The sequence below is a fragment of the Myceligenerans cantabricum genome, from assembly GCF_054777735.1.
Genome location: NZ_BAAHAJ010000011.1, coordinates 38,564 through 57,873 on the forward strand (window position 1 = coordinate 38,564; position 19,310 = coordinate 57,873).

15 protein-coding genes and 1 pseudogene are annotated in these 19,310 nt (G+C 68.8%); 5 read left to right on the forward strand and 11 right to left on the reverse strand.

What is annotated here, in order from left to right:
• Positions 1 to 88: 88 nt before the first annotated feature.
• Positions 89 to 526 carry a hypothetical protein gene (locus tag ACYU96_RS14780; protein WP_460755907.1) on the reverse strand — a complete coding sequence of 146 codons (438 nt, stop codon included), beginning with the start codon at positions 524 to 526 and terminating at the stop codon, positions 89 to 91.
• A 159-nt stretch (positions 527 to 685) separates the two neighbouring features.
• Positions 686 to 807: pseudogene (locus tag ACYU96_RS14785) on the reverse strand (aldo/keto reductase); the annotation flags it as partial.
• A 163-nt stretch (positions 808 to 970) separates the two neighbouring features.
• On the opposite strand from ACYU96_RS14785, the gene ACYU96_RS14790 reads away from it, so the two are divergent.
• A complete protein-coding gene (locus tag ACYU96_RS14790) occupies positions 971 to 1,705 on the forward strand; it encodes a GOLPH3/VPS74 family protein (RefSeq protein ID WP_460754966.1) in 735 nt (244 codons plus the stop codon).
• Between the two features lie 217 nt (positions 1,706 to 1,922).
• On the opposite strand, the gene ACYU96_RS14795 is transcribed toward ACYU96_RS14790, so the two are convergent.
• The 5 genes from ACYU96_RS14795 to ACYU96_RS14815 form a co-directional block, all read right to left on the reverse strand.
• Positions 1,923 to 6,617: a glycoside hydrolase domain-containing protein gene (locus ACYU96_RS14795; protein WP_460754969.1), complete on the reverse strand. Its 4,695-nt coding sequence runs from the start codon at positions 6,615 to 6,617 to the stop codon at positions 1,923 to 1,925.
• Positions 6,618 to 6,645: 28 nt separating this feature from the next.
• Positions 6,646 to 7,710 (reverse strand): COG1470 family protein, encoded by a 1,065-nt coding sequence (locus tag ACYU96_RS14800; RefSeq protein ID WP_460754972.1) that lies wholly within the window; start codon positions 7,708 to 7,710, stop codon positions 6,646 to 6,648.
• Between the two features lie 88 nt (positions 7,711 to 7,798).
• A complete protein-coding gene (locus ACYU96_RS14805; protein ID WP_460754974.1) occupies positions 7,799 to 8,410 on the reverse strand; it encodes a hypothetical protein in 612 nt (203 codons plus the stop codon).
• A 75-nt stretch (positions 8,411 to 8,485) separates the two neighbouring features.
• Positions 8,486 to 11,125 (reverse strand): fibronectin type III domain-containing protein, encoded by a 2,640-nt coding sequence (locus ACYU96_RS14810; RefSeq protein WP_460754977.1) that lies wholly within the window; start codon positions 11,123 to 11,125, stop codon positions 8,486 to 8,488.
• Between the two features lie 277 nt (positions 11,126 to 11,402).
• A complete protein-coding gene (locus ACYU96_RS14815; RefSeq protein ID WP_460754979.1) occupies positions 11,403 to 12,017 on the reverse strand; it encodes a hypothetical protein in 615 nt (204 codons plus the stop codon).
• Between the two features lie 365 nt (positions 12,018 to 12,382).
• Between ACYU96_RS14815 and ACYU96_RS14820 the strand changes: the two genes are divergently transcribed.
• Complete coding sequence (locus ACYU96_RS14820; protein ID WP_460754982.1) at positions 12,383 to 13,525, forward strand: amidohydrolase family protein; 1,143 nt, start codon at positions 12,383 to 12,385, stop codon at positions 13,523 to 13,525.
• 151 nt (positions 13,526 to 13,676) lie between these two features.
• Here ACYU96_RS14820 and ACYU96_RS14825 read toward each other — a convergent pair whose 3' ends face one another.
• From ACYU96_RS14825 to ACYU96_RS14840, 4 genes are read right to left on the reverse strand one after another with little or no spacing between them, the layout of a single operon-like run.
• Entirely contained in the window at positions 13,677 to 14,333 is a 657-nt protein-coding gene (locus tag ACYU96_RS14825; RefSeq protein ID WP_460754985.1) for a hypothetical protein, read from the reverse strand.
• Positions 14,330 to 15,034, reverse strand: coding sequence for a SigE family RNA polymerase sigma factor (locus ACYU96_RS14830; RefSeq protein ID WP_460754988.1), 705 nt, complete (start codon positions 15,032 to 15,034; stop codon positions 14,330 to 14,332). The genes ACYU96_RS14825 and ACYU96_RS14830 overlap by 4 nt, the downstream gene beginning before the upstream one ends.
• Positions 15,031 to 16,134 (reverse strand): amidoligase family protein, encoded by a 1,104-nt coding sequence (locus ACYU96_RS14835; RefSeq protein ID WP_460754991.1) that lies wholly within the window; start codon positions 16,132 to 16,134, stop codon positions 15,031 to 15,033. Before ACYU96_RS14835 ends, ACYU96_RS14830 begins: the two co-directional genes overlap by 4 nt.
• 10 nt (positions 16,135 to 16,144) lie before the next feature.
• Positions 16,145 to 16,657 carry a hypothetical protein gene (locus tag ACYU96_RS14840; RefSeq protein ID WP_460754995.1) on the reverse strand — a complete coding sequence of 171 codons (513 nt, stop codon included), beginning with the start codon at positions 16,655 to 16,657 and terminating at the stop codon, positions 16,145 to 16,147.
• A gap of 679 nt (positions 16,658 to 17,336) precedes the next feature.
• On the opposite strand from ACYU96_RS14840, the gene ACYU96_RS14845 reads away from it, so the two are divergent.
• From ACYU96_RS14845 to ACYU96_RS14855, 3 genes are all read left to right on the forward strand, one after another.
• A complete protein-coding gene (locus ACYU96_RS14845) occupies positions 17,337 to 17,813 on the forward strand; it encodes a hypothetical protein (protein ID WP_460754996.1) in 477 nt (158 codons plus the stop codon).
• 33 nt (positions 17,814 to 17,846) lie between these two features.
• Positions 17,847 to 18,452, forward strand: a complete 606-nt coding sequence (locus tag ACYU96_RS14850; protein WP_460754999.1) for a hypothetical protein — start codon at positions 17,847 to 17,849, stop codon at positions 18,450 to 18,452.
• Between the two features lie 211 nt (positions 18,453 to 18,663).
• Positions 18,664 to 19,212 (forward strand): hypothetical protein, encoded by a 549-nt coding sequence (locus ACYU96_RS14855; protein WP_460755002.1) that lies wholly within the window; start codon positions 18,664 to 18,666, stop codon positions 19,210 to 19,212.
• The last annotated feature ends 98 nt before the right edge of the window (positions 19,213 to 19,310 follow it).

Sequence of the window (19,310 nt, forward strand, 5' to 3'; positions counted from 1 at the left end):
AAAGCGTCACCCCTGAGGCCGATGACGTGCTCCGCATCGCCGAGGAGGCCGATCCGCTCATCGCTGCGACCCCGGTCTTCGCCTTCTTTCAGGCACGCACACTTCCGGTCGGGGTGTTCGCCTCTTCCGGCGACTTCGACGGCACCATGCTCCTCGACCCGCGGGTCCACATGTCGAAGATCCCCCTCGTGTACCCGAGCACCTCCCCCCGGCCGCGCACGTCGGCGACGCAGAAACCCCGCCGACGGCCGGCGACGATCCCCGTGACGCCTTCGGCCCTGGTGACGCCGCTCGAGTGCATGAAGAGCTGCTCGACCTCGTCCCCGAGCGTGCGTGCGACGGCGTCGATGTCCTTGGCCTCGACAGCCCGGATGAACTCCTTGCCGGTCTCCAGCGTCGAGCGGACGACACGATGCCGGTCACCGTGCACGACGGACGGCTCGACCTCCTGGCGCGGGACAAGCGTGCGGCCGCGCTGCTGCCACCTCCTGACGGGACCGGCCCCTTCGCCCGCAACCTGGTCCACCAAGCGTTCACGGGCACCACTCTCACCTGCCTGCTCGGCGACCAAGGAGATGCACAGTTCCACGGACGGACGGGTCAGCTTCGACATCGAGCTCCTGCACGACCCGGAGCGAGACCACTGGGTGATGCTCTGCACGCGCCACGACGAGGCCTGACCCGCTCCCTGGGCCAGCAGCCAAGCCAGGGCGCCGAAGGTGTTCTGATCGGCGTCGCGGGATCGACCCGGTGCAGGTAGTACAGGTCGATGCGGTCGGTGCCCAGGCGCCGCAAGGACCCTTCCACGTCGCGGCCGGGCGACCTCGGCCGCTGCGCCGGCCTCGCCAGAGGCTCCCACGCCGAAGCGCCCCCTCCACGGCGACGTCACGAGCAGCCCTGCTCCCCGCCCGTCAGAATGGCTCGTGCGGCGGCGGGAGTTCCGCATCACGGCTACGGAGAGGCACGACCGATGACGCAGAACGCGAACGAAGCGCTCGGCGAGGCCGGGACACCACGGGGACCGATCCTTGCGGAAGACCTCCTGCTCCTCCTGTTCCAGCCGAACGGCGGTCTGCGTCGCGGCACCGGGACCATCGCGGGTGAGAACACGCTCTTCTACACGCTTGCGGGTGCGGTCCTCGCGGATCTCGGGCTCGGCGAACACGTGCGCACCGAGCCCGGCAGGGGCGGGACGACGCGTGTGGCAGCGATCGAGGACCGCCCGCCCGCGGACGACATCCTCCGGTCGACGTGGGACCACCTCTCGGAGAAGCCGCGCGGCGTCCAGACGACGCTCGCGGCGATCGGGACCACGCTGCGCGGCCCGCTGCTGGACAGGCTGGTCGAACGCGGCGACATCCGCCGGGGCACCCGCAGGACGCTCGGTCTGTTCGACTCGACGGTCCTGGAGGACGGCGGAAGCGGGCGACGCGCAGGGCTCGTCGCGGATGTCCGCCACGTGCTCGTCGACGGTGCGGAGCCGACGGCCCGTGTCGCCGCGCTCACCGCGCTGCTCTCGGGAAGCGGAACCCTGCCCTGGTTCGACGAGGAGATCCCGTGGACCACGCCCGTGATCACCCGGGCCAAGGCGCTCGAGCAGGGAAGCTGGGGAGCCGGAGCCGCCGCCGAAGCGGTCGCGCGGACCGTCACCGCGACCATCGTCAACAACGCCGTCGTCGCCGCGACCGTGCTCCCGCGAACCTGAAGACCCTCAGCCAAGCCGTCGGGCCAGGAGAGTCATGCCCGGCAACAACTTGTCCGGTACGGAAAACGGGTCGCCAAGCTGAGCGATCGCACGGGTAGGGGGGGACGACAGCGAGGTAGGGGCGAGTGCTCAGGTAGGGGCGTGGGGAGCGCCCCCTGGCGCCTACCTGAGCACTCGCCCCTACCTCGCGGTCGTGCGTGCCTGCCCGCGTGATCGCTCAGCCCGCAGCCGGGTAAGAGGCCGTCTTGTCGGCCGTGACCGTCTCGTCGCCGACCTGCCCGGTGATGGTGACCTTCACCCCACCAGCCGGGATCGACGCCTGGCGCGAGTTCATCGACACGTTCGCTGACGCTCCCGGCTGCACCGCGGTGAACGACCTGGAGCCATAGGGTGTCTCGACCTCCAGGTCGAGGGCGGCGTCCGCACCGTTGGTCACCGCGACGGATACGTACTGCTTCCCCGCCAGGGTGCGCGTCGTGGCGGACACCACCACCTGCCGGACGGCCCTCCACTCGAGCTGCCCCGCCGCGGCGTCGAGCACGCGCCGCGCCTCGTCGACCTCGTCCTGCGCCGGCTGGTCGGTGACGGCGATCCGCTTCGCCTCGCCGAGCGCGGCACGGAAGACGGCGAAGTCGATGGAGACGTACCGGTCCTCGCGGTCGAGCAGCGGTTCGGCGTCGTCGATGGCCGTGTTCAGGCCGGTGAGGTCGGCCTCGGGGACCTCCTGCGGTTCCGGGCCGAACTCGTACCACTGCAGGTTCGCGACGTAGTTGAACTCCTGCCCCGCGACGGCATCCGCTCGCATGACGACGATCAACGTATGCGTGCCCGAGACCGGCTCGTCGAGCTCCGTCGTCGTCTCCACGTAGTTGCCCCACCCACCGGTCTTCGGCAGCGCGACGGTTCCGACTCTCGCCGTCTCGCTCACCTCGTCGAGGTAGAACTCGAGCCGGCGGTTGTCGCCCACCCGCTCGTCGCGGGTGGATGCGCTCACGGTGACCTGTGTGAGGGGATCCGGACCGAGGTCCCGGGCGTCGTAGGTCAGCCGGCCACCGTCCCAGGTACCGCCGACGTTGCCGGCGGGGGGTTCACCGCCTTCCTTCTTCAGGCCGTTGCCGTTGTCGGCGTCAGAGGTCTCGGCTTCGATCCGCACCGGTTCGGCCGTCTCGGGGCCGTCTTCGGCCGTCTTGAGGAACTGCACCCGGTCCACGTTCGCGACCCACGAGTTCGGTTGGGTCGGGTCGGGCGTACCGCCGAAGACGAAGTAGATCCGGTTCGATCCGTCGAGCGCCTCGGGATCGTCGATCGTCGCCTCGGCGGTGACGTAGTCGTTCCACCCGTCGGTCGTCGCCAGATCCACCCTGGCGGCGACGGGGCCGTCCACGGCGCCGACGCGCACCTCGACATGCTCGTCCGTAGCGCTGTCGTCGGGATGGTTGGCGTAGCGCAGCTTGACGCGCTTCGGAAGCTCTTCGCCGAAGTCGATGCCGTCGTACGCGATCCAGGAACCGACCTGGACGCCGCCGATGTTGCCGTTCTCGGGGCTCAGCCGGCCGCCCGAGGAGTCGTCGAACTCCTCCGCCTCCAGCACCCGGTAGGGCGTACCCGTGATCTGCAGGGCATCCGCAGTCTTCGTGAGCCTGTTGAGCGCCGCCCGGAGGTCGTCGTCCGAAGCCGCCTCGTTCGCGAGAGTCTCCGTCGCACCGTCGCGGGCCGTCTCGAACGCGGAGAAGGATGCCGAGGAGTACGCCCCACGGACGACGAGCTCCGCCTCGGCAAGCAGCGCGCTCAGCTTCTCGCGCCACCGCTGATCCCGTTCGATCACGACGGTCGCCAGTCCCGAGATGCCGTCGCCGCGGACGCTCGCCGCCGCCGTCCCGTCGAAGGCCGCGTCGACGAAGTCCAGGCTGAACGTCGCGCGCTGCGCGTCTCCGAGCGAGCCGGTCAGCCGGAGCGTCACCCTGTGCGCGTCGTCCGGGATCGCGGTCGCCGCCACGCCCGCGGGGAGACCCGGAAGCGTCAGGGCACCGTCTGCGACCAGATCACGCCCGTTCGTCTCAGCGAAGCGTGCGCCGCTCAGCGTGAGCGTCGCGGAGACGTCGACCTCACCGTCGGCCGCCGCCTTGAGCCGGGTCGGGTCCATGCTCAGCGTCGCGTCCTCGAAGACCACCTTGAACTCGAACTCGCGCGTGCCGTTCGAGGGCGCGCGCGAGAAGGCCTCGTCCGAGATGGCCACCGTGAGGTCGTCGATACCGTCGAGCTCCCCGGAGCGCTCCGCCGAGCCCTCGAGCGACAGCCGCACGCGGCGGTCTCCCGTGCGCTCCGCTCCGAGGGTCAGCCCGGCGGGCACGTTGTCGGCGGTGATGGCACCCGAGAGGTTGTCGCCGTCCGCACCTGCGAACGTGCCGTTCGCGAGCCTCAGGTCGATGCTGTTGCCGATCGATCCGTCACCGGCCTGCGCCTCGGCGAACGTCCGCGACGACACCGAGATCGCGCTGATCGGGTCGTAGACCGAGCTCGGCAGCTCGTCGCTCAGCGACGGTGCCGCGACCGAGCCGGAGGCCCAGCCCGAAACCTCCTCCCCCATCCGGAAGCTCAGCTCACCTCCGGCGGTGAGCTGGTCGTACGTCAGCCAGGTACGTTCGAACGCTTCGCCGTTCAGGCGGGCGGACTGGATGTAGTAGGCCTCGGGCGACACTCCGTCCGCGGAGATGTCGAACGTCCGGCCGGAGGGATAGCTGATCCGCACGTTCTCGAAGAACGGCGTGCCGATCTGGTACTCGTCGGATCCGGCGGCCACGGGGAACAGCCCCAGCGCGGCCGCCACGAAGGTGGACGACATCGTTCCGGTGTCGTTGTCCATCGTGGGCAGGAAGCCCTGCGGATCGTTCCGGAACACCTTCGTCTTCACGGGCGGGGTGAACTCGCCGCCACCTGAGGGCGCCTCGTGGGTGCCGCCCGTGGCGATGTAGCGGTTCCACGTCTCCTTCGTATAGATGCTCCGCACCCAGTGCTGGGTGTTCGCCGGGGCGCCGACGTAGTTGAACAGGTACGGCGCCTGCAGGTCGATCTCGTTCGCGTTGGCGTGCAGCATGCGCTTGCCGTCATCGGGCGACTGCTCGCCGAACATGAAGCTGAGCGCCTCCCGCGCGGTCTCCTCGCCGCCCATCTTGTCGATGAGCCCGCCCATGTCGGCCGCGGCGTACCAGTGGTACTGCCACAGCGTGCCCTGGTAGAGGTTCGCGGCCTCGAACCGCTCGGGATCCGCGTCGACCCAGGCGCCGTTCGCGTCCTTGGGGAAGATCAGCCCGGTCGTGGTGCCGTCGGCCAGGGTGACGGCGTCCGGCTTGAACAGGTTCGTCCAGTTGGCGGCGCGCAGGCGGTACTCCTGCGCCTCGTCAGTCTTCCCGAGCGCGTCCGCGATCGTCGCCATGGCCCAGTCGTCGTAGGAGGTACCGAGCGTGTCGTCGACCTCGTTCGCGACGTAGCCGCGGCGCGCGTTCCCCTCGTCGGCGTAACCGCCCTGCGACTGCGAGACGAGGGCGGGCCATGCCTGGGCGAGACCACGCGGCTGCGCGCCCTTGGCGATCGCGTCGGCGACGACGATCGAGGCGCGCTCGAACCGTACGGTGGGCACGGAATGGGTGACGTTCGACAGAGAGCCCTGGCCGGTGCTCGCGAACGATCCGTAGAGATCGACGACCGACTGTGCCATGTCGCGGAACACCTCGGGGTATCCGATCGCGAGGATCTCGTACTTGCGGAAGTCGTCCCAGAATCCCCAGCCGTCATAGTGCGTGTAGCCGTCGGCCTGGTGCACCTCGCCGTCGAGGCCGCGGTACGTGCCGCTCGTGCTCGTCGCGTTCACCGGCGTCCCGAACATGCGGTACAGATGCGTGTAGAACAGCGTCTGCAGCTCGCCGTCGGGGTCGCTCGTCCCGGAGGCCGTCACGGCGAGCCGACCGAGGATCTCGTTCCATGCGGCCCTCGTCTCGTCGCGCACCTGCTCGAAGGAGCGGTCCCCCATCTCGGCGGCCAGATCGGCCTTCGCCTGCTCGACGCTGAGGGGAGAGACGGCCACCGTGAGCCCGACCTGCTGCCCCGCGTCCACCTCGAAGTCGACGATCGCGCCGATGTCGGTGCCGTCGCGGTGCGGTTGCTCTGCGAGGCCACCGGATCCGCCCCACGTGCGCACGCCCGCCGCCGGTGCGGTCGACTCGACGTAGTAGTACATCTGGTAGTCGTAGCCGTTGAAATGGCCGGTGAAGTCGCCCGAGAGCGCGACACGCCCGTCGTCCAGCGTCTCGTAGCCGAGCGTGGCATCCCTGCGGCTCGTGAAGTTGTTGCGCAGGTCGACGACGAGAGAGGCGGTTCCGGCCGCCGGGAAGGTGAAGCGGTCCTGTCCCGTGCGCACGTCGGTGGTCGCCTCGGCGAGGATCGCGCCGGCTTCGGTCTCGAGGTCGACGGCGTAGTACCCCGGCTCGGCCACCTCGTCCGCGTGGCTGTAGTCCTTCGCATACGTGCCGGTTCCCGGACGACTGGTGTACTCCTGATACGTCGGCACGACGAGGAGGTCGCCGCCGGCGCCCGAGCCGCCGACGCCGTTGAGGTTGGTGTGCGTGAAGCCCGCGATCTGGTCCTCGGCGTAGTCGTAGCCCGAGTGGGAGCGGCCCGACGTCGTCATCGGGTTGATCTTGACGATCGAGTTCGGCGCTTCCGCACCGACGAGGTCCTGGCCGAAGTCGTCCTCGGTCGAGACGAAGGGGTTGACGAGACCGGCGTAGTCGGCCTCACCCGCCGCCGCGGCGGCGGAGGGTTCGGTGCCTGCGGAGACGCTGGAAAGACCGGCTCCGATCAGCGCGACGGCCGCGACTTCGGCGACCAGACGAAGGGGACGAGATACGAGGGACATGACCAGTGGTTCTCCGGATCGGGTGGTGTCAGCTGTGGTGGTGCCGGACGGGGACCGCAGTCGTCGCGTCTGGCGCGCGGGCCTCGGCGCGGGCCTCGGCGCGGGCCTCTTCGCGCGCTTGCGCGACCAGCTCCTCGGTCCGTCGCCGATCGCGGCGACGACGCCAGATGGCCCAGGTCGTCAGCAGCGCCGCGAAGATCAGGACGAGGATCTGCGGCCAGGGCATGGCGAGCACTCTCGTGTGCGCGCTCCCGCGCTCGGCGTCGTCGAACGAGAGCTCGTCGGAGACGGGCAGTGGCTGTGCCGCCACACCCACGTCGTAGACGACGAGTGGCCAGGCGTCCGAGAAGCGGACGGTCCCGTGCCGTGTCTCCCCCGGCGCGATCTCGACGACCTCCTCGCCTCGCAGGGTGAGCTCCCCGAGGCCGAACGGGCCGGACAGGGAGACCTCGGGCCGAGCGTTCAGACGGGTGTTCCCCGTGTTCTCGAGCTCGTACTCGACTCCGACCGCGCCCGCTTCGAAGGGATTCGCGTCGCCCGTGTAGGACGCCGATGCCGCGAGGCCGAGCGACGGTGCCAGCTCGCCCAGCACGCGCGTCATCACCCGGAACCCCACACGCGACTCGACCCCGACCTCGCCTCCGCCTGTCGAGTGCACGCTCGCGGCGACGCCGGCGGCGTGGTCGCCCGGCTCGGCGTCGTCCGGGACGGCCACCGTGAACGGCACGACCTCGGCTGCGCCTGCCGGCACCGTCACGCTCCGCGGCAGCTCGATCCACGTGCCGGCGGCGACCGACTCCTGGTCCGAGGGAAGTATGTTGAAGCGGCCCTCGTCGGTGAAGTACCCGTCGGCGGAGGACAACCGGAACTCCACCGCGTTGTCGCCGCGGTTGGTGACGACCATGTGCTCGGTACGTGACTGGCCCGCGTCCCCCGCCCACTCGACCCAGGCACGACCGTCCTCGCCGGTCTCGTCGCCCGGGCGCACCGACCACGTCACGGCGTCGTCCTCTGCGGCGGCGGCAGGCACGGCCACCAGCACCGAGGCGGCGACGAGCGTCAGGACGGCGAGCGGGGCGAGCGGGTTCTTCACGAGGCGGGCTCCTGGGGTCGGGGCGGATCGACACGTACCGGGCGGGGAGCCGGAGGCGTGCTCCGGTCTCCCCGCCGGCACGACGCCGTCACTCGAACAGCGACAGCGTGATCGTCGAGGAGTAGCTGCCGGCCGCCACGTCCGCCGGGACCGCGAGCTCCAGGTCCGCGACCGCGCTGAACCTGCCGCCCCCGGCGTTGGCGTCCGCAGACTCCGCGAGGTACAGCAGCTCCTGGTCGGCCAGACCCGGCTGAGACGGAGCCACATCCCCGCCGACCTCGACGAAGGGCTCCCCCTCCCCTTCGCCCTCGACGAGCTGTGGCGACCAGCCGAGGTGGCTCGCGTCGATCGTGTTCTCGCCCTGCTCGTCGTGGAAGTCGCTCGCCGTGCCCATCACGTACCAGAAGGCGCCGTCCGGGATGTCTTCCGGTGCGCGGGTGTCGGTCACCGTGACCTTCGGCAGCGTGCCCGTGAAGACACGTTCCAGATCAGTCGATCCGCCCTCCGTGAGGACGGTCGAGTCGCTCTCGACCGTCATCGCGAGGGATCCCGGTCCGGTGAGCGGCTCGATCTGGACGCCGACGTCGACGCCCTGGGTGTCCTGCTCGTCGTCGGCCATGGCCGCCGACCCTGCCGACGCCAGCAGGGCGACGCCGAAGGCGATCGCGCTGCCGCGCAGCATGAGGGAGTTCTTGTTCACGTTCGTTCTCTCCTGGTTCCTGGTTCTCTCTTCGCGAGGCCGCACGGCGTCGCGCACTGATTCGGGCGCGATCGCTCAGCCGGCAGCCGGGTACGAAGCAGTCGTCGAGGTCGTCACCGTCTCGCTGCCGATCCGGCCCGTCGCGGTGACCGTCACGTCGCCGCCCGGGATCGCCGCCTCACGGGAGTTCATCGAGACGCTCGCCGACTTCCCGGGCTGCACCGCGGCGAACGACTTGGATCCGTATGCCGTCTCCACCACGACGTCCAGCGGGACGCCTTCGTTGTTCGTCACGACCGTCGACACGTACTGCTTGCCCGCCAGAGTGCGCGTCGACACGTCCACCGACACGTCCAGGTCGGTCGTCGCTTCCGCCTTGCTGAGCACGACCTCGTCCACGACGCTGTTCACCGGACTGGCGATGCCGTTGGCCTGGCTGCGCAGGGTGCGCACCGCCAGCGTCTCGTCGGTGACCTCGATCGCCGAGTAGTTGCGCACCTTCTCCTGGTTGATCACCGAGGCGAACCACGCCTCGGGTGCACTGGTGTCGTAGTACTTCGAGCCGCTGGCGGAGTTCGCCGTGATGTACAGCACCTCGCCGTCCTCGGCCTCGACGCGCTCCTGGCCGGCGACCTCGGTCGAGTCGGCGAGCTCGCCGTCCTTGATCAGGTAGCTGCGCGTGTAGTTGTGGTCGTGCCCCATCAGCACCATGTCGAAGCCCAGCTCCGAGATCTTCGCCGGCATGCTGTCGCGCCGGTCGATGATGTCACCGTCGTTCGTGTGCGCGGCCACCGAATAGATCGAGTGGTGGAAGGCGAGCACCTTCCACCTGGCCCGGTCTCCCTGCTCCGCGACGACCCTCTCCATGAAGGCGTTGTGGGAGTCGAAGTCACGGCTGTTCGAGTTGATGTTGAGGAACAGCACGTCCTTGTAGAGGAACCAGTAGTCGCCGCCCGACGACGAGCCGTTGGACGCCGCGCCGGATTCCAGGTCCTCGTTCGGCACGTTGAAGTGCTGCTCGTACGCCTTCGACCCGACGTCGTGGTTGCCGTTGGTCACCACCATCGGGACGCTGCGGACCTGCTCCGGCCTCAGGAAGGTGTCGTACTCGGCCTCGCTCGGGGCGGTGTTGACCTGGTCGCCCGCCGAGAACAGCATCTCGGCGTCCGGATAGGTCTGCGTCGCGACGTTCAGCGTGTCGATCCAGCCAGCCTCGTCGCGCGCGAGGTTTCCGGAGGCGCCCACCTGGGGGTCGCCGAAGAACAGGAAGGAGAAGTCGCCCGAGAAGTCCTGCGTGCGGAAGGTGTGGACGTCGGACCAGCCGGTCTCCTCGCTGCCGACGCGGTAGGCGTACTGCGTGTTCTCCTCGAGGCCGTCGAAGGTGGCGTCGCGGAAGAACTCACCGCTCGTGGTCTCGCCGCTCTTCGTCGCCTCGACCGTGCGGGCCGATGGGGGGAAGACCCCGTCGACGACGTCCGCCGCCTCCGCGAGCTGCGCACCTTGCGGCACGTCGACGTTCGAGTACCAGGTGAGGTTACGTTCGGCCTCGGTGGCGCCGACGTGGAGGGCGAGGTCCGCGATCTCCGGTTCGGCTGCCGGGCCCGTCGGGGCCAGCGACATCAGGTCGAAGTAGATGTCGCTGCTGGTCTCGCGGTCCTGGTACAGCGCGACGGCGATGGTGTTCCCACCGGGCTCGAGCGCGTCCACCGGGATCGTGAACGTGCTGGTCAGCGGGTCGCCATTGCTCGCGCCGGCGTAGGTCAGGTTCTGGTTCGCGGCGTCGTCCACACGGTCGTCCACGAACCCGGCGACCTTCTCACCGTTGACGTAGACGCGCGCGGCGTCGTCGTAGGTCATCTCCCCCCGCAGCGACTCGAGCTGCGCGAGCTGCACGTCCGAGATCTCGAACTCGTTGCGGAGGTGGTAGGTCGGGACGGTGTTCTGTGAACCGTCCAGCGTGTACCGCAGCAATGTGTTCGCGACGAAGCCGCCACCGAGATCCGCGGCGCCCCGCTTCGATCCGAAGGGTCCCACGGCCTCCGTCCACGCGGAGTCGTCGAAACCGGCCGTGGTCCAGGACAGCGAGCCGTCGCCGGACGGGTCCGTGCCGTCGTCGGAGTACTTCCAGGCGTCGGCGGTCGTGAGGAACGTCTCGGGCAGGGGCTCGGGGCCGAACTCGAGGTAGTCGATGTTGCCGACGTAGTTCGGGTAGCTCGCGCTCTCGCCCGGCTTCGGGTCGACATGCATGACCACGATCACCTTGTGCTCGCCGGAGACTTCCGTCAGCAGTTCCGTCGTCGTCGCGCCGTACGAGGCCCAGTCGCTGCCCGTCGTCTCGAGCGCCATGGTGGCGGCCTTGTTCTCGTCGCTCTTCTCGTCGAGGTAGACGTCGACCGACGGGTTCACCCCACTGCGGCTCTCGTTGACGACGTACCGCATCGTCAGCGTGGACAGCGGTGTGGCCCCGAGGTCGACACCGTCGAACCAGATCTCGGCGCCGTTGTAGGTGTTCTTCACCCGCGACCCGCCCGAGGCGCCGCCATCCGACTCGATGCCGGTGTTCATCACCCGGCCGTCGACCACGTCGCCGTTGTTGTTGCCCGTGTACGTCTCGGCCTCGATGCGGACCGGCGTCACTCCGGCCTCCGCAGGAGACGCCGTGGAAGTCTCGTCGGCCGCCGTCGCGGGAAGCGAGGCGGCGAATGCTCCCGCCACCAGCGAGAGGAGGGCGAGGCCGGCGAGCCCACGCCGCCCCTTCCTGTTCCTGCGCGAATCCGCGACCGGAATCGGCGAAGCTTTGGTCATCAGCAAGAGGTCACGCGCCAATCTTTGGTTCCGTGCAGCAAGGATGAGAGCGCATCCATGACGCCCGTCGCCACACTGCTCACACCAGATGACCCGGTCGAGACGGCCCGGTGAACACCAGGTGCCGCGTAGCGGAAGGAATGACGAAACGCTGTCCTGCGCGATGTCGACGCGCCGGCGCGAACACTCAGCCGAGGCGCAGGACAGCACCGGTCATGCCGTCGTGGATGCTCGCCAACCCCGCTTCGAACGCATCCTCACCGCGTTCCTCGGTGATGGTCGCGTCGTCGAGCTCTCCGTCAGGGCCGGCTGCGGATCCACGAGAGGTCGCACCGTCCCAGACCACGGCGGTGACGTTGTCGGTCGGCTCGGCCAGCTGCGCGCCGACGATGAGGAACTGCTGGTCGAGACGCTGCGCGCTCTCGAAGCTGAACACGTCCACGACGCCGTCCCCCAGGCCGACGATCAGGTCCGGCTGCGCGCCGAGAGCGCGATCAAGGGCCGCGCCGACCGGATCCGCACCCTCCTCGTCGACGGAGAACTCCCGCAGGTTCGCACCGTTCGCGGAGGCCACCACCCTGACGGCCGACAGCAGGGCCGCGGAGCCCGCGGAGGTATCGGGGACGACCGCGGCGATCCGGTACCCGTCCAGACCGGAGAGGGACGCAGGCAGCGTCGCCTCGACCGTTCGTCCCGGCTCCGGCACGATCTCGTATGCGACGCCCGTCGGCTCAGGCACCACGTCGGCCTCGCTCACCGAACACCCCGACGACAGCACGGCCAGGGCCAGGGCCACGAGCATCGCAACTCCATATCCGGCTCGCCCATGCTTCACCACGGCAGTGAAGCCCAGCACGATGACGCGCCGGTAGCCACCAGGTGTCCGGCCGGCGAATGCGCTCTCGGGTGCAGGTCAAGTCCCATCTCTTGGATCGGCAGGTGCCCGACTCGCTCGCCGGGCCGATCGGCCACGGCGGTCGACGGTGGGCCGCGCATGTACTCCTGCGGGAGTACGCGTCACCTCCGGTGGGAGGACGCGGCCACCGGCGCCCGCTGCCATCGTGGTGGACACCAGGCACTCACCGGAGGTCTCCGGGCGGGTACTTGCGGACCAGGGTCGTCAGCCTTTGGTTCACCGCACAGCACAACACCGGAGCACATACAGACATGAAACCGATCGAGAACAACCCGACGAAGCTGTTGATGGGGCGTCGCAACTTCCTCGCTCGCACGGCTGTACTTGGCGCCGGCGTGGGATTGTCCGCGACGGTACTCACGGGATGCGACGACGACCAGGAGGTCCAGGACGTCTCGCTTCGTGACCAAGATCTGAAGTTCATCGGTACGGAGGAGACCTTTTCGACTCCCGAGCTGTTGGCGCTGAACTCCATCAACGAGGATCACATAGCGTTCCTCGAGGAGACGGGTCTTTCGGATCTCGGTGAGCGCCGCATCGGTGACATGGACAAGGGGGGCCTCGACGTCCAGATTCTCTCCGCGCACACGCCGTCCGTGCAAAACATCCCGGGGCAAGAAGGCGTCGACTTCGCCCACCGTCTCAACCGGCAGCTCGTGGAAGGGCCGATGGCCAGCCATCCGGGCCGATTCCAGGCTTTCGCGACCTTGCCCTTGCAGAGCCCGGAGGCGGCCGCGGACGAACTGGAGCGCTCGGTTCGGGAAGACGGTTTCCTGGGCGCGCTGACCAACGGGCACATCGGGAGGAAATACCTCGACCACCCCGACTTCGAGCCCGTCCTGGCGCGTGCCGAAGCGCTCGACGTGCCGATCTACCTGCATCCCGGATATCCGGCTGACGAGATCTTCCAGATCTACTACAGCACGACACGGTCGGAGTACACGAACGACTACCAGGACTACATCTTCAGTGGGTCCGGGTATGGCTGGCACCAGGAGGTGCTGACCCAATGCATCCGGATGATCGCGTACGGGGTTTTCGACAGGTTCCCCCACCTGAAGATCATCATCGGCCACATGGGCGAAGGCCTTCCGTTCTACTACGAGCGGATCGCCGGAGACATGGGAGATCCGACCAAAGACTCGCTCAAGAAGCCCTTCGAGCAGTACTTCCAGGACAACTTCTGGTTCACGACCAGCGCGTTCTTCCAGGATGAACTGCTCCATCTCCTGCTGAAGTACATCAGTGTGGATCGAGTGATGTTCGGAACCGACTATCCCTTCGCAGGCATCAAGGAAGGGACCGACTGGTTCCGAGCAGTCGATCTTCCGCGTGAGGACAAGGAGAAGATCGCGTTCCGTAATGCCGAGAAGCTGTTCGGCATCAAGGTCTGACGCATCGGCTCCGCACCGACGGCACTGCGCAGCCGAACCCGTAACCTTCGGTCGCCGGGACGCCGCCCGGAACGACGACGTGGCGGGCGGTCGACGATCGCGGTGTGCCGGATCACCTATGGAACGACCATTCCACCGTCTCTCGGGAGAGTCACCGGTTCGGCTCGATCGGGAGTACCTCGCCGGCGTTCAGCCTCTCGCCGCCTGCGGCCTTGGCCTCGTAGGCGGTGTCGAGGTTCCAGAGCTCGGCGAGGTCCTCGGCGTCATCCGTGGTGTAGCCATCACCGAGAAACCTGTCGACGGCAGCCTGCTCGGCGACGTCGGCCACGTGGCTGCCCGGTTCGAACGGCAGCTTCCTGCCGTCGAGCATCATCTGGCCGGCCTTCGCCTTGGTCTCGACGGGGTCAGTGCCCCACAGCTCCTCGAGTGCCACCTGGTCCTCCGCGGTGAACCCGGCGCCCCAGAACGCGTCGTACTGCTCCTGCGTGTAGTGCGCGCCAATACCGAGACCCGTCGCCTCGTAGACGACCTGGGAGAACGCCGGGCTGGCCGCGGCAGCACCCGCGGCGGCACCGGCGACGAGGCCCGAGGCGGCAAAGCCGATCCCCACGACGCGGATCACCTTCGCACGAGGACGCCGCGCGCCGCGAGGGCCGGCGGGTGAGAGCTGATCGGCCACCAGACCGGCGATCCGGTTCGCGGCCTCGGCGGTCGACGCCGCGGACGGCTCCCGGGAGCGCAGCGCGGCGGCGACCCGCGCGACGACCTCGTCGTCCGAGCCAGGACCCGCTGGACGGTTCTCGTTCATCGTGTCTCCATGGATTCGGGAAGGACGCGCCGCAGCGTGGCCAGGGCGCGAGAGGCATGAGAGCGGACGGTCACGGCCGTGGTGCCGAGGACCGCGGCGATCTCGGGGTCGGACAGGCTCTCGTAGTAGCGCAGGACCAGAACGGTCCGCTGACGTCTGGGGAGGTCGGCGAGCAGCTTCCACATCGCGTCGCCGTCCGCCACTCCTTGCGCGGGGTCGCGCTCCTGGCCCGCGTGGGTCGCGAGCACGTCGTCGGCCGCGGGGCGGATGGTACGCACGTGCCAGCGGCGTCGCCAGGACAGGTGCTCGTTGGTCACCATGCGCCGCAGGTACAGGTCGGGTCGGTCCATCAGGGCGATCCGTTCCCAGCGCACGTGGGCGCGCAGCAGCACCTCCTGCACCAGGTCGGCGGCGGTGTGCTGGTCGCCCACCAGCATCGTCGCGTACCGGAGCAGGCCCGGCAGGAGCGCGCGGACCAGGCCGTCGAGGTCGCTTCCCTCCGTGTGCTCGCCGCCTGCCGTGCGCTCGCCGTACCGGGGAGGGACACCCTGTCGCACGCGCCCCGCGTCCGACGGCGACCGCATGCTCGCCGCCCCCGGCGACCTGGGCAGCGGGATGGCACCCGCCGACGACGTCGTGCGGTCCCTCGGCAGGCGGTGCGCCCCGCCGGCCGGCTGGTTCACGGCTACCGACGTGGTCATGCGGCCTCCAGGGCGAGTGCTTCCAGCGCGGCGGCGGGGTACTCGAGCTCCGCGGGCCCGGGGGCGGGCACCGGACGGTCGTCGAGGCACCGCAGCAGCAGCCGCTCGACCAGAGCCGCCCGGTCGACGATCGCGGCGGCGTCGTCGTCCCCGGGAAGGATACGGACCTCGACGGTGTCGCGGACCGGGCGGAGGGCGACCAGCTGGGTGAGGTTGATGTCCGAGTACTTGGTGAGCTTGAGCGCCCGGGCCTGGCCGGCGAGGTCCTCCCAGGGCCGGCTCGGGTCGCTGTCGACGAGTTCGAGCAGGTCCGCCGGGAGCGGCGCGAGCCGCTTGCAGAAGTGGTTGGTCTTCAGCGCTGCCCACAGCGGGTCGCGCCAGAGGGCGAACAGCCTCACGAGGTTGGCGAAGGCCGAGGTCCGGCGGAACGGCGCGCCGTCCACGTGCAGGTGTACGGCCGCCTCCACGGGCACGGTGAAGCCGAGGTCGCGGGCCGGGGTCAGCAGCTCGTCGAGGGCGGCGCCGTGATCGGTGGCCAGCGGCGGCGTGATCACCTCGCACGGTCGCTCCCGGCCGCCGGGCAGTGCCATCGCGACGGCGATCGTGGCGCCGGTCGGGTCGTTCACCCGTGCGGCGCCGCGCAGCAGCTCCACCTCGCTGCCGAACAGCTCGGCGACCGGGCGCAACGCCTCGGGCAGCGTCACGTCGGGGTCGACGTGCCGCTCGATCAGCCGCAGCAGGCGTGCGTCGTCACAGAGCACCCGGAACCAGCCGTCGGCCACCGGAGCTCGCGGGGCGGCGGTCAGGCCGGACTCGATCGTGACGTCGTCGACCAGCCGGGCGACGGGACGGCCGCCGTCGCCGACGACGTCGAACGCCGGCGAGAGGTGCCGGAACACGCCCACCCCCGGCACCGTCGACGGCTCGCTGTCGGTGTGGAACGACCGGCGCACGCTCCCCCTGGTCCGGGCCGCGAGCGCGTCCGCCAGCACTCTCCGGTCGCTGCCGGGAGGCGCGAGCAGCTCGATCTCGAATCCCGTGCGCAGGGTGAGGACGTCGATGGTTCTCTCCTTCAGGAGGGTCTCCGGTGCCGAGGGCATGTCGGACGGGTCAGCCCTGCGTCTGGCCCGACGGCTCGATCGGGAGCTCCTCGCCGGCGACCAGCTTCTCACCGGCGGAAACCTTGGCGTCATAGGCGCTGCCGAGGTCCCAGAGATCGGCGAGCTCCTCGGCGTCGCCGTAGGTGTACCCCTCGGCGAAGAACGTCGTGACGCTCTCCGGGACGTCCGGCGCCGCGTGGGTGCCGGGCTCGAACGGCAGCTCCTCGTCGTCCAGGATCATCTGGCCGGCCCGCGCCTTGGTCTCGCTGAACTCCGTGCCCCACAGCTCGTCGAGCGCCACCTGGTCCTCCGCGGTGAACCCGGCGTCCCAGAACGCGTCGTACTGCTCCTGCGTGTAGTGCGGGCCGATGCCGAGGCCGGTGGCCTCGTAGACCGCCTGGGAGAAGCCGGCGTTGGCGGCAGCCACACCTGCGGTGGCGCCGAGGACGAGGCCGGAGGCGGCGAGGCTGATCCCCACGAGGCGGATCGTCTTCGACGGGGTGTTACGGATGCTGCTGGTCACGTTGGACCTCCAGGTAGTCGGAAGTGCTTGCACCCTGACAACGCGGCTCGCGGCCAGGATGTGGAGTCGGTCGTGCAAGCAGTTCACGCTCGTCTCGTGGAACGGCCGTGCGCGTTCGTCACGCTTCGGCGCGGAGCACTTCGCAGGTCAGGTCTTGCCGACCCAGCACGAGCCGTGCGCCTGGACCTCCACCGGCCCGAGCTGGTGCGCCAGGTCCTGCACCGGCAGGGCGTCTACGCGCAATACGCCGAGGACGAGGACGGGGACGGAACCCTACGTGACCGTGTCCCGACCCAGGAAGAACGGCGGGCCGCTGAACTGGAAGTCACCCGCGTCGCCGATGCCGCGTGTTCGTGCGGCAGAACTTCGTCCAGGCCGTGGCTGGCCGCCGCGCTGCCGACTACTCGATCAGGGGGATGGGTTCGCCCATGTTCACGTACGTGCCACCGATGCGTGTGCAAGGTTCACCAGGATCATGACATCTTCTTTCGGCAAGCACACTTAGGTAAACTCCGGCCATGATGCCGCAATATGGACTGTTCGGACACCGGAGGTGGTTTCAAGGATAGAGCGAGTACGTGCCAGGAACCCGCAATCACCCGTACACGGCATACCGACGTCGCGCCGCAGGAGGAACCTGTGGACCACGCTGACCGCTTGCGCTGCGGCGGTGGGGTTCGTGGCGAGCGCGGCGGTCCCTGCGTCTGCCGCCTACTACGGCGGCGGGATGAACTCGCGGTCGTTCTGCGTCCAGAACCCCTCGGTCAACCCGACGTGGCTCTCGCCGATCAACAGCGGGCGCAACCGTTGGAACAACCCCAGCAGTTTCCCTGGCAGCATCAGCGTCTACTCAGGGTGCACGAGCACCCTGCGAGTCGGGTCCTACGGTGGAAGCTGGCTCGGCCTCTACAACCCGACGGTCACCGGGTACCAGTTCGACATCCGGCTGGACAGCGCGAACCTGAACAGCCACATCAACGCGAACGGGTACGCGTTCTCGAACGTGGTCAGGAGTACCACGGCGCACGAGTTCGGACACTCCCTACGGCTGGGCCACTCGAGTGCGTCGAACCTGCTGATGAGCCGCTCCCGGAACCGCAACGTCATCCAGGGTCCGCAGACGAGTGAAGTCAACGAGTCGAACAGCTACTACTGATCGGAGTCCGACGTGGATACACCATTGCGACGAGTGCTCGCTACCGGCGTGGCCCTCACCGGCATGCTGGCCATGAGCGCGTGCACGCCCGCGCCGGGAACCGACCCCGCACCTGGCTCGACGGTGCAGATCCAGGCCGACTACCCGGCATACGACACCAGCGGGCTCGTCGACGAGTCCACACTCATCATCGAGGGAACGGTCACCGCAGCCGAAGCAACGGTCCAGCGGCCACGCTTCGAGGGCGACATCCCAGAGGAGAACCCTCTCCTCGGCCTCTCCGAGGAAGAGAAGAAGCAGGCTCTCGAACAGGACGACGCGGTAGCGGCAACCGCCGTCACGGTGCGTGCCGACGTCGTGCACCGCGGCGAGGTCGAGCCGGGCCAGGAGGTCACGATCGTCCTGACCGGTGGCACGATCGACGACATGACCTACGTCGTCGACGGCGAAGCCAGTCTCGCCACCGACGAGACATACCTCCTGTTCGCCGCCGACAGCTTCGACGGCGCCTTCACGGTTCTCGGCGGGGCCGCCGGCACCTACCTCGCATCGGACGGCAACACCTTCACAGCCACCGAACCCGAGGCCGCCCCGACGAGGCAGTTCACCACCACGGAAGTGGCCGCACTCGTCAAGTAGTACTCACTGAATGACTGACGACCTACACCGTCGACCACGTGAGGGGCGTGCTGTACCGCACCGGCGCGCCCACAGGACGGTAATGACGTACCTGCTGGCTGGATGCACGGCCAGGGCGATGTCCCCCCGCTGGTAGACCCAGCGACCCGGGCCATGATGCTCTGCACGGTAGGTCCGCTGAGGCGCGGCGATCGTCTCCAAGATCTCCAGGGTGGACACTGCTCGCAGGGATGCCTTCGTGCGGACGTGCGGGCCGATCCCCGCCACCCGAGCGTCGACGACAGCGCAGAACTCATCGATCAAGCCTCTCGAAGAGGGCCTCGTGCCGACCGGCACGATCCCAGCTGCCGGCAATCCCGACATCGTTGCGATACCCGAACAACCTCAGGTGGTCGAGGACGTCCTTGCGTTTCCATCCCGCGGCAACGAGTCGCCCCGCTTCCCGGCGTGCCTGCTCAAATCCGCGGTACGGCTCGTTCGTGAGCCACGCAGCGTCACCCGGACCGGGCCGCTGAACTGCTTCCAGCAACTCCTGGCCAACATCGGTCGGCTTCTGCCTCGACCTGTCCTGGAACCCGCCGCGAGCCTTGACAACGGCAAGGCCGTCCTCATCCTCATCACCCACACCCAGGTCACCGTCATCGACCGCGCCACCCACCAGACCCTGGCCACCAACACCATCGACCCCACCCGCAGCTACTGGCGCAACAACGAACGAGAGCCCGGCCGATGGCCGGGCCCTCGAAACAAACGACCCTGATATGAACGATGACGCGAGACATCTATGAACGATGTCCCGCGTCATCACAGGGTGGAGCTAGGGGGATTCGAACCCCCGACCTTCTCAGGCTGGGTCGA

Bases quoted from the DNA above. Each gene is read 5' to 3' on its own strand.
- ACYU96_RS14790 (WP_460754966.1), top strand. From the start codon at position 971: ATGACGCAGAACGCGAACGAAGCGCTCGGCGAGGCCGGGACACCACGG.
- ACYU96_RS14795 (WP_460754969.1), bottom strand. From the start codon at position 6,617: ATGTCCCTCGTATCTCGTCCCCTTCGTCTGGTCGCCGAAGTCGCGGCC.
- ACYU96_RS14815 (WP_460754979.1), bottom strand. From the start codon at position 12,017: ATGCTCGTGGCCCTGGCCCTGGCCGTGCTGTCGTCGGGGTGTTCGGTG.
- ACYU96_RS14820 (WP_460754982.1), top strand. From the start codon at position 12,383: ATGAAACCGATCGAGAACAACCCGACGAAGCTGTTGATGGGGCGTCGC.
- ACYU96_RS14825 (WP_460754985.1), bottom strand. From the start codon at position 14,333: ATGAACGAGAACCGTCCAGCGGGTCCTGGCTCGGACGACGAGGTCGTC.
- ACYU96_RS14830 (WP_460754988.1), bottom strand. From the start codon at position 15,034: ATGACCACGTCGGTAGCCGTGAACCAGCCGGCCGGCGGGGCGCACCGC.
- ACYU96_RS14835 (WP_460754991.1), bottom strand. From the start codon at position 16,134: ATGCCCTCGGCACCGGAGACCCTCCTGAAGGAGAGAACCATCGACGTC.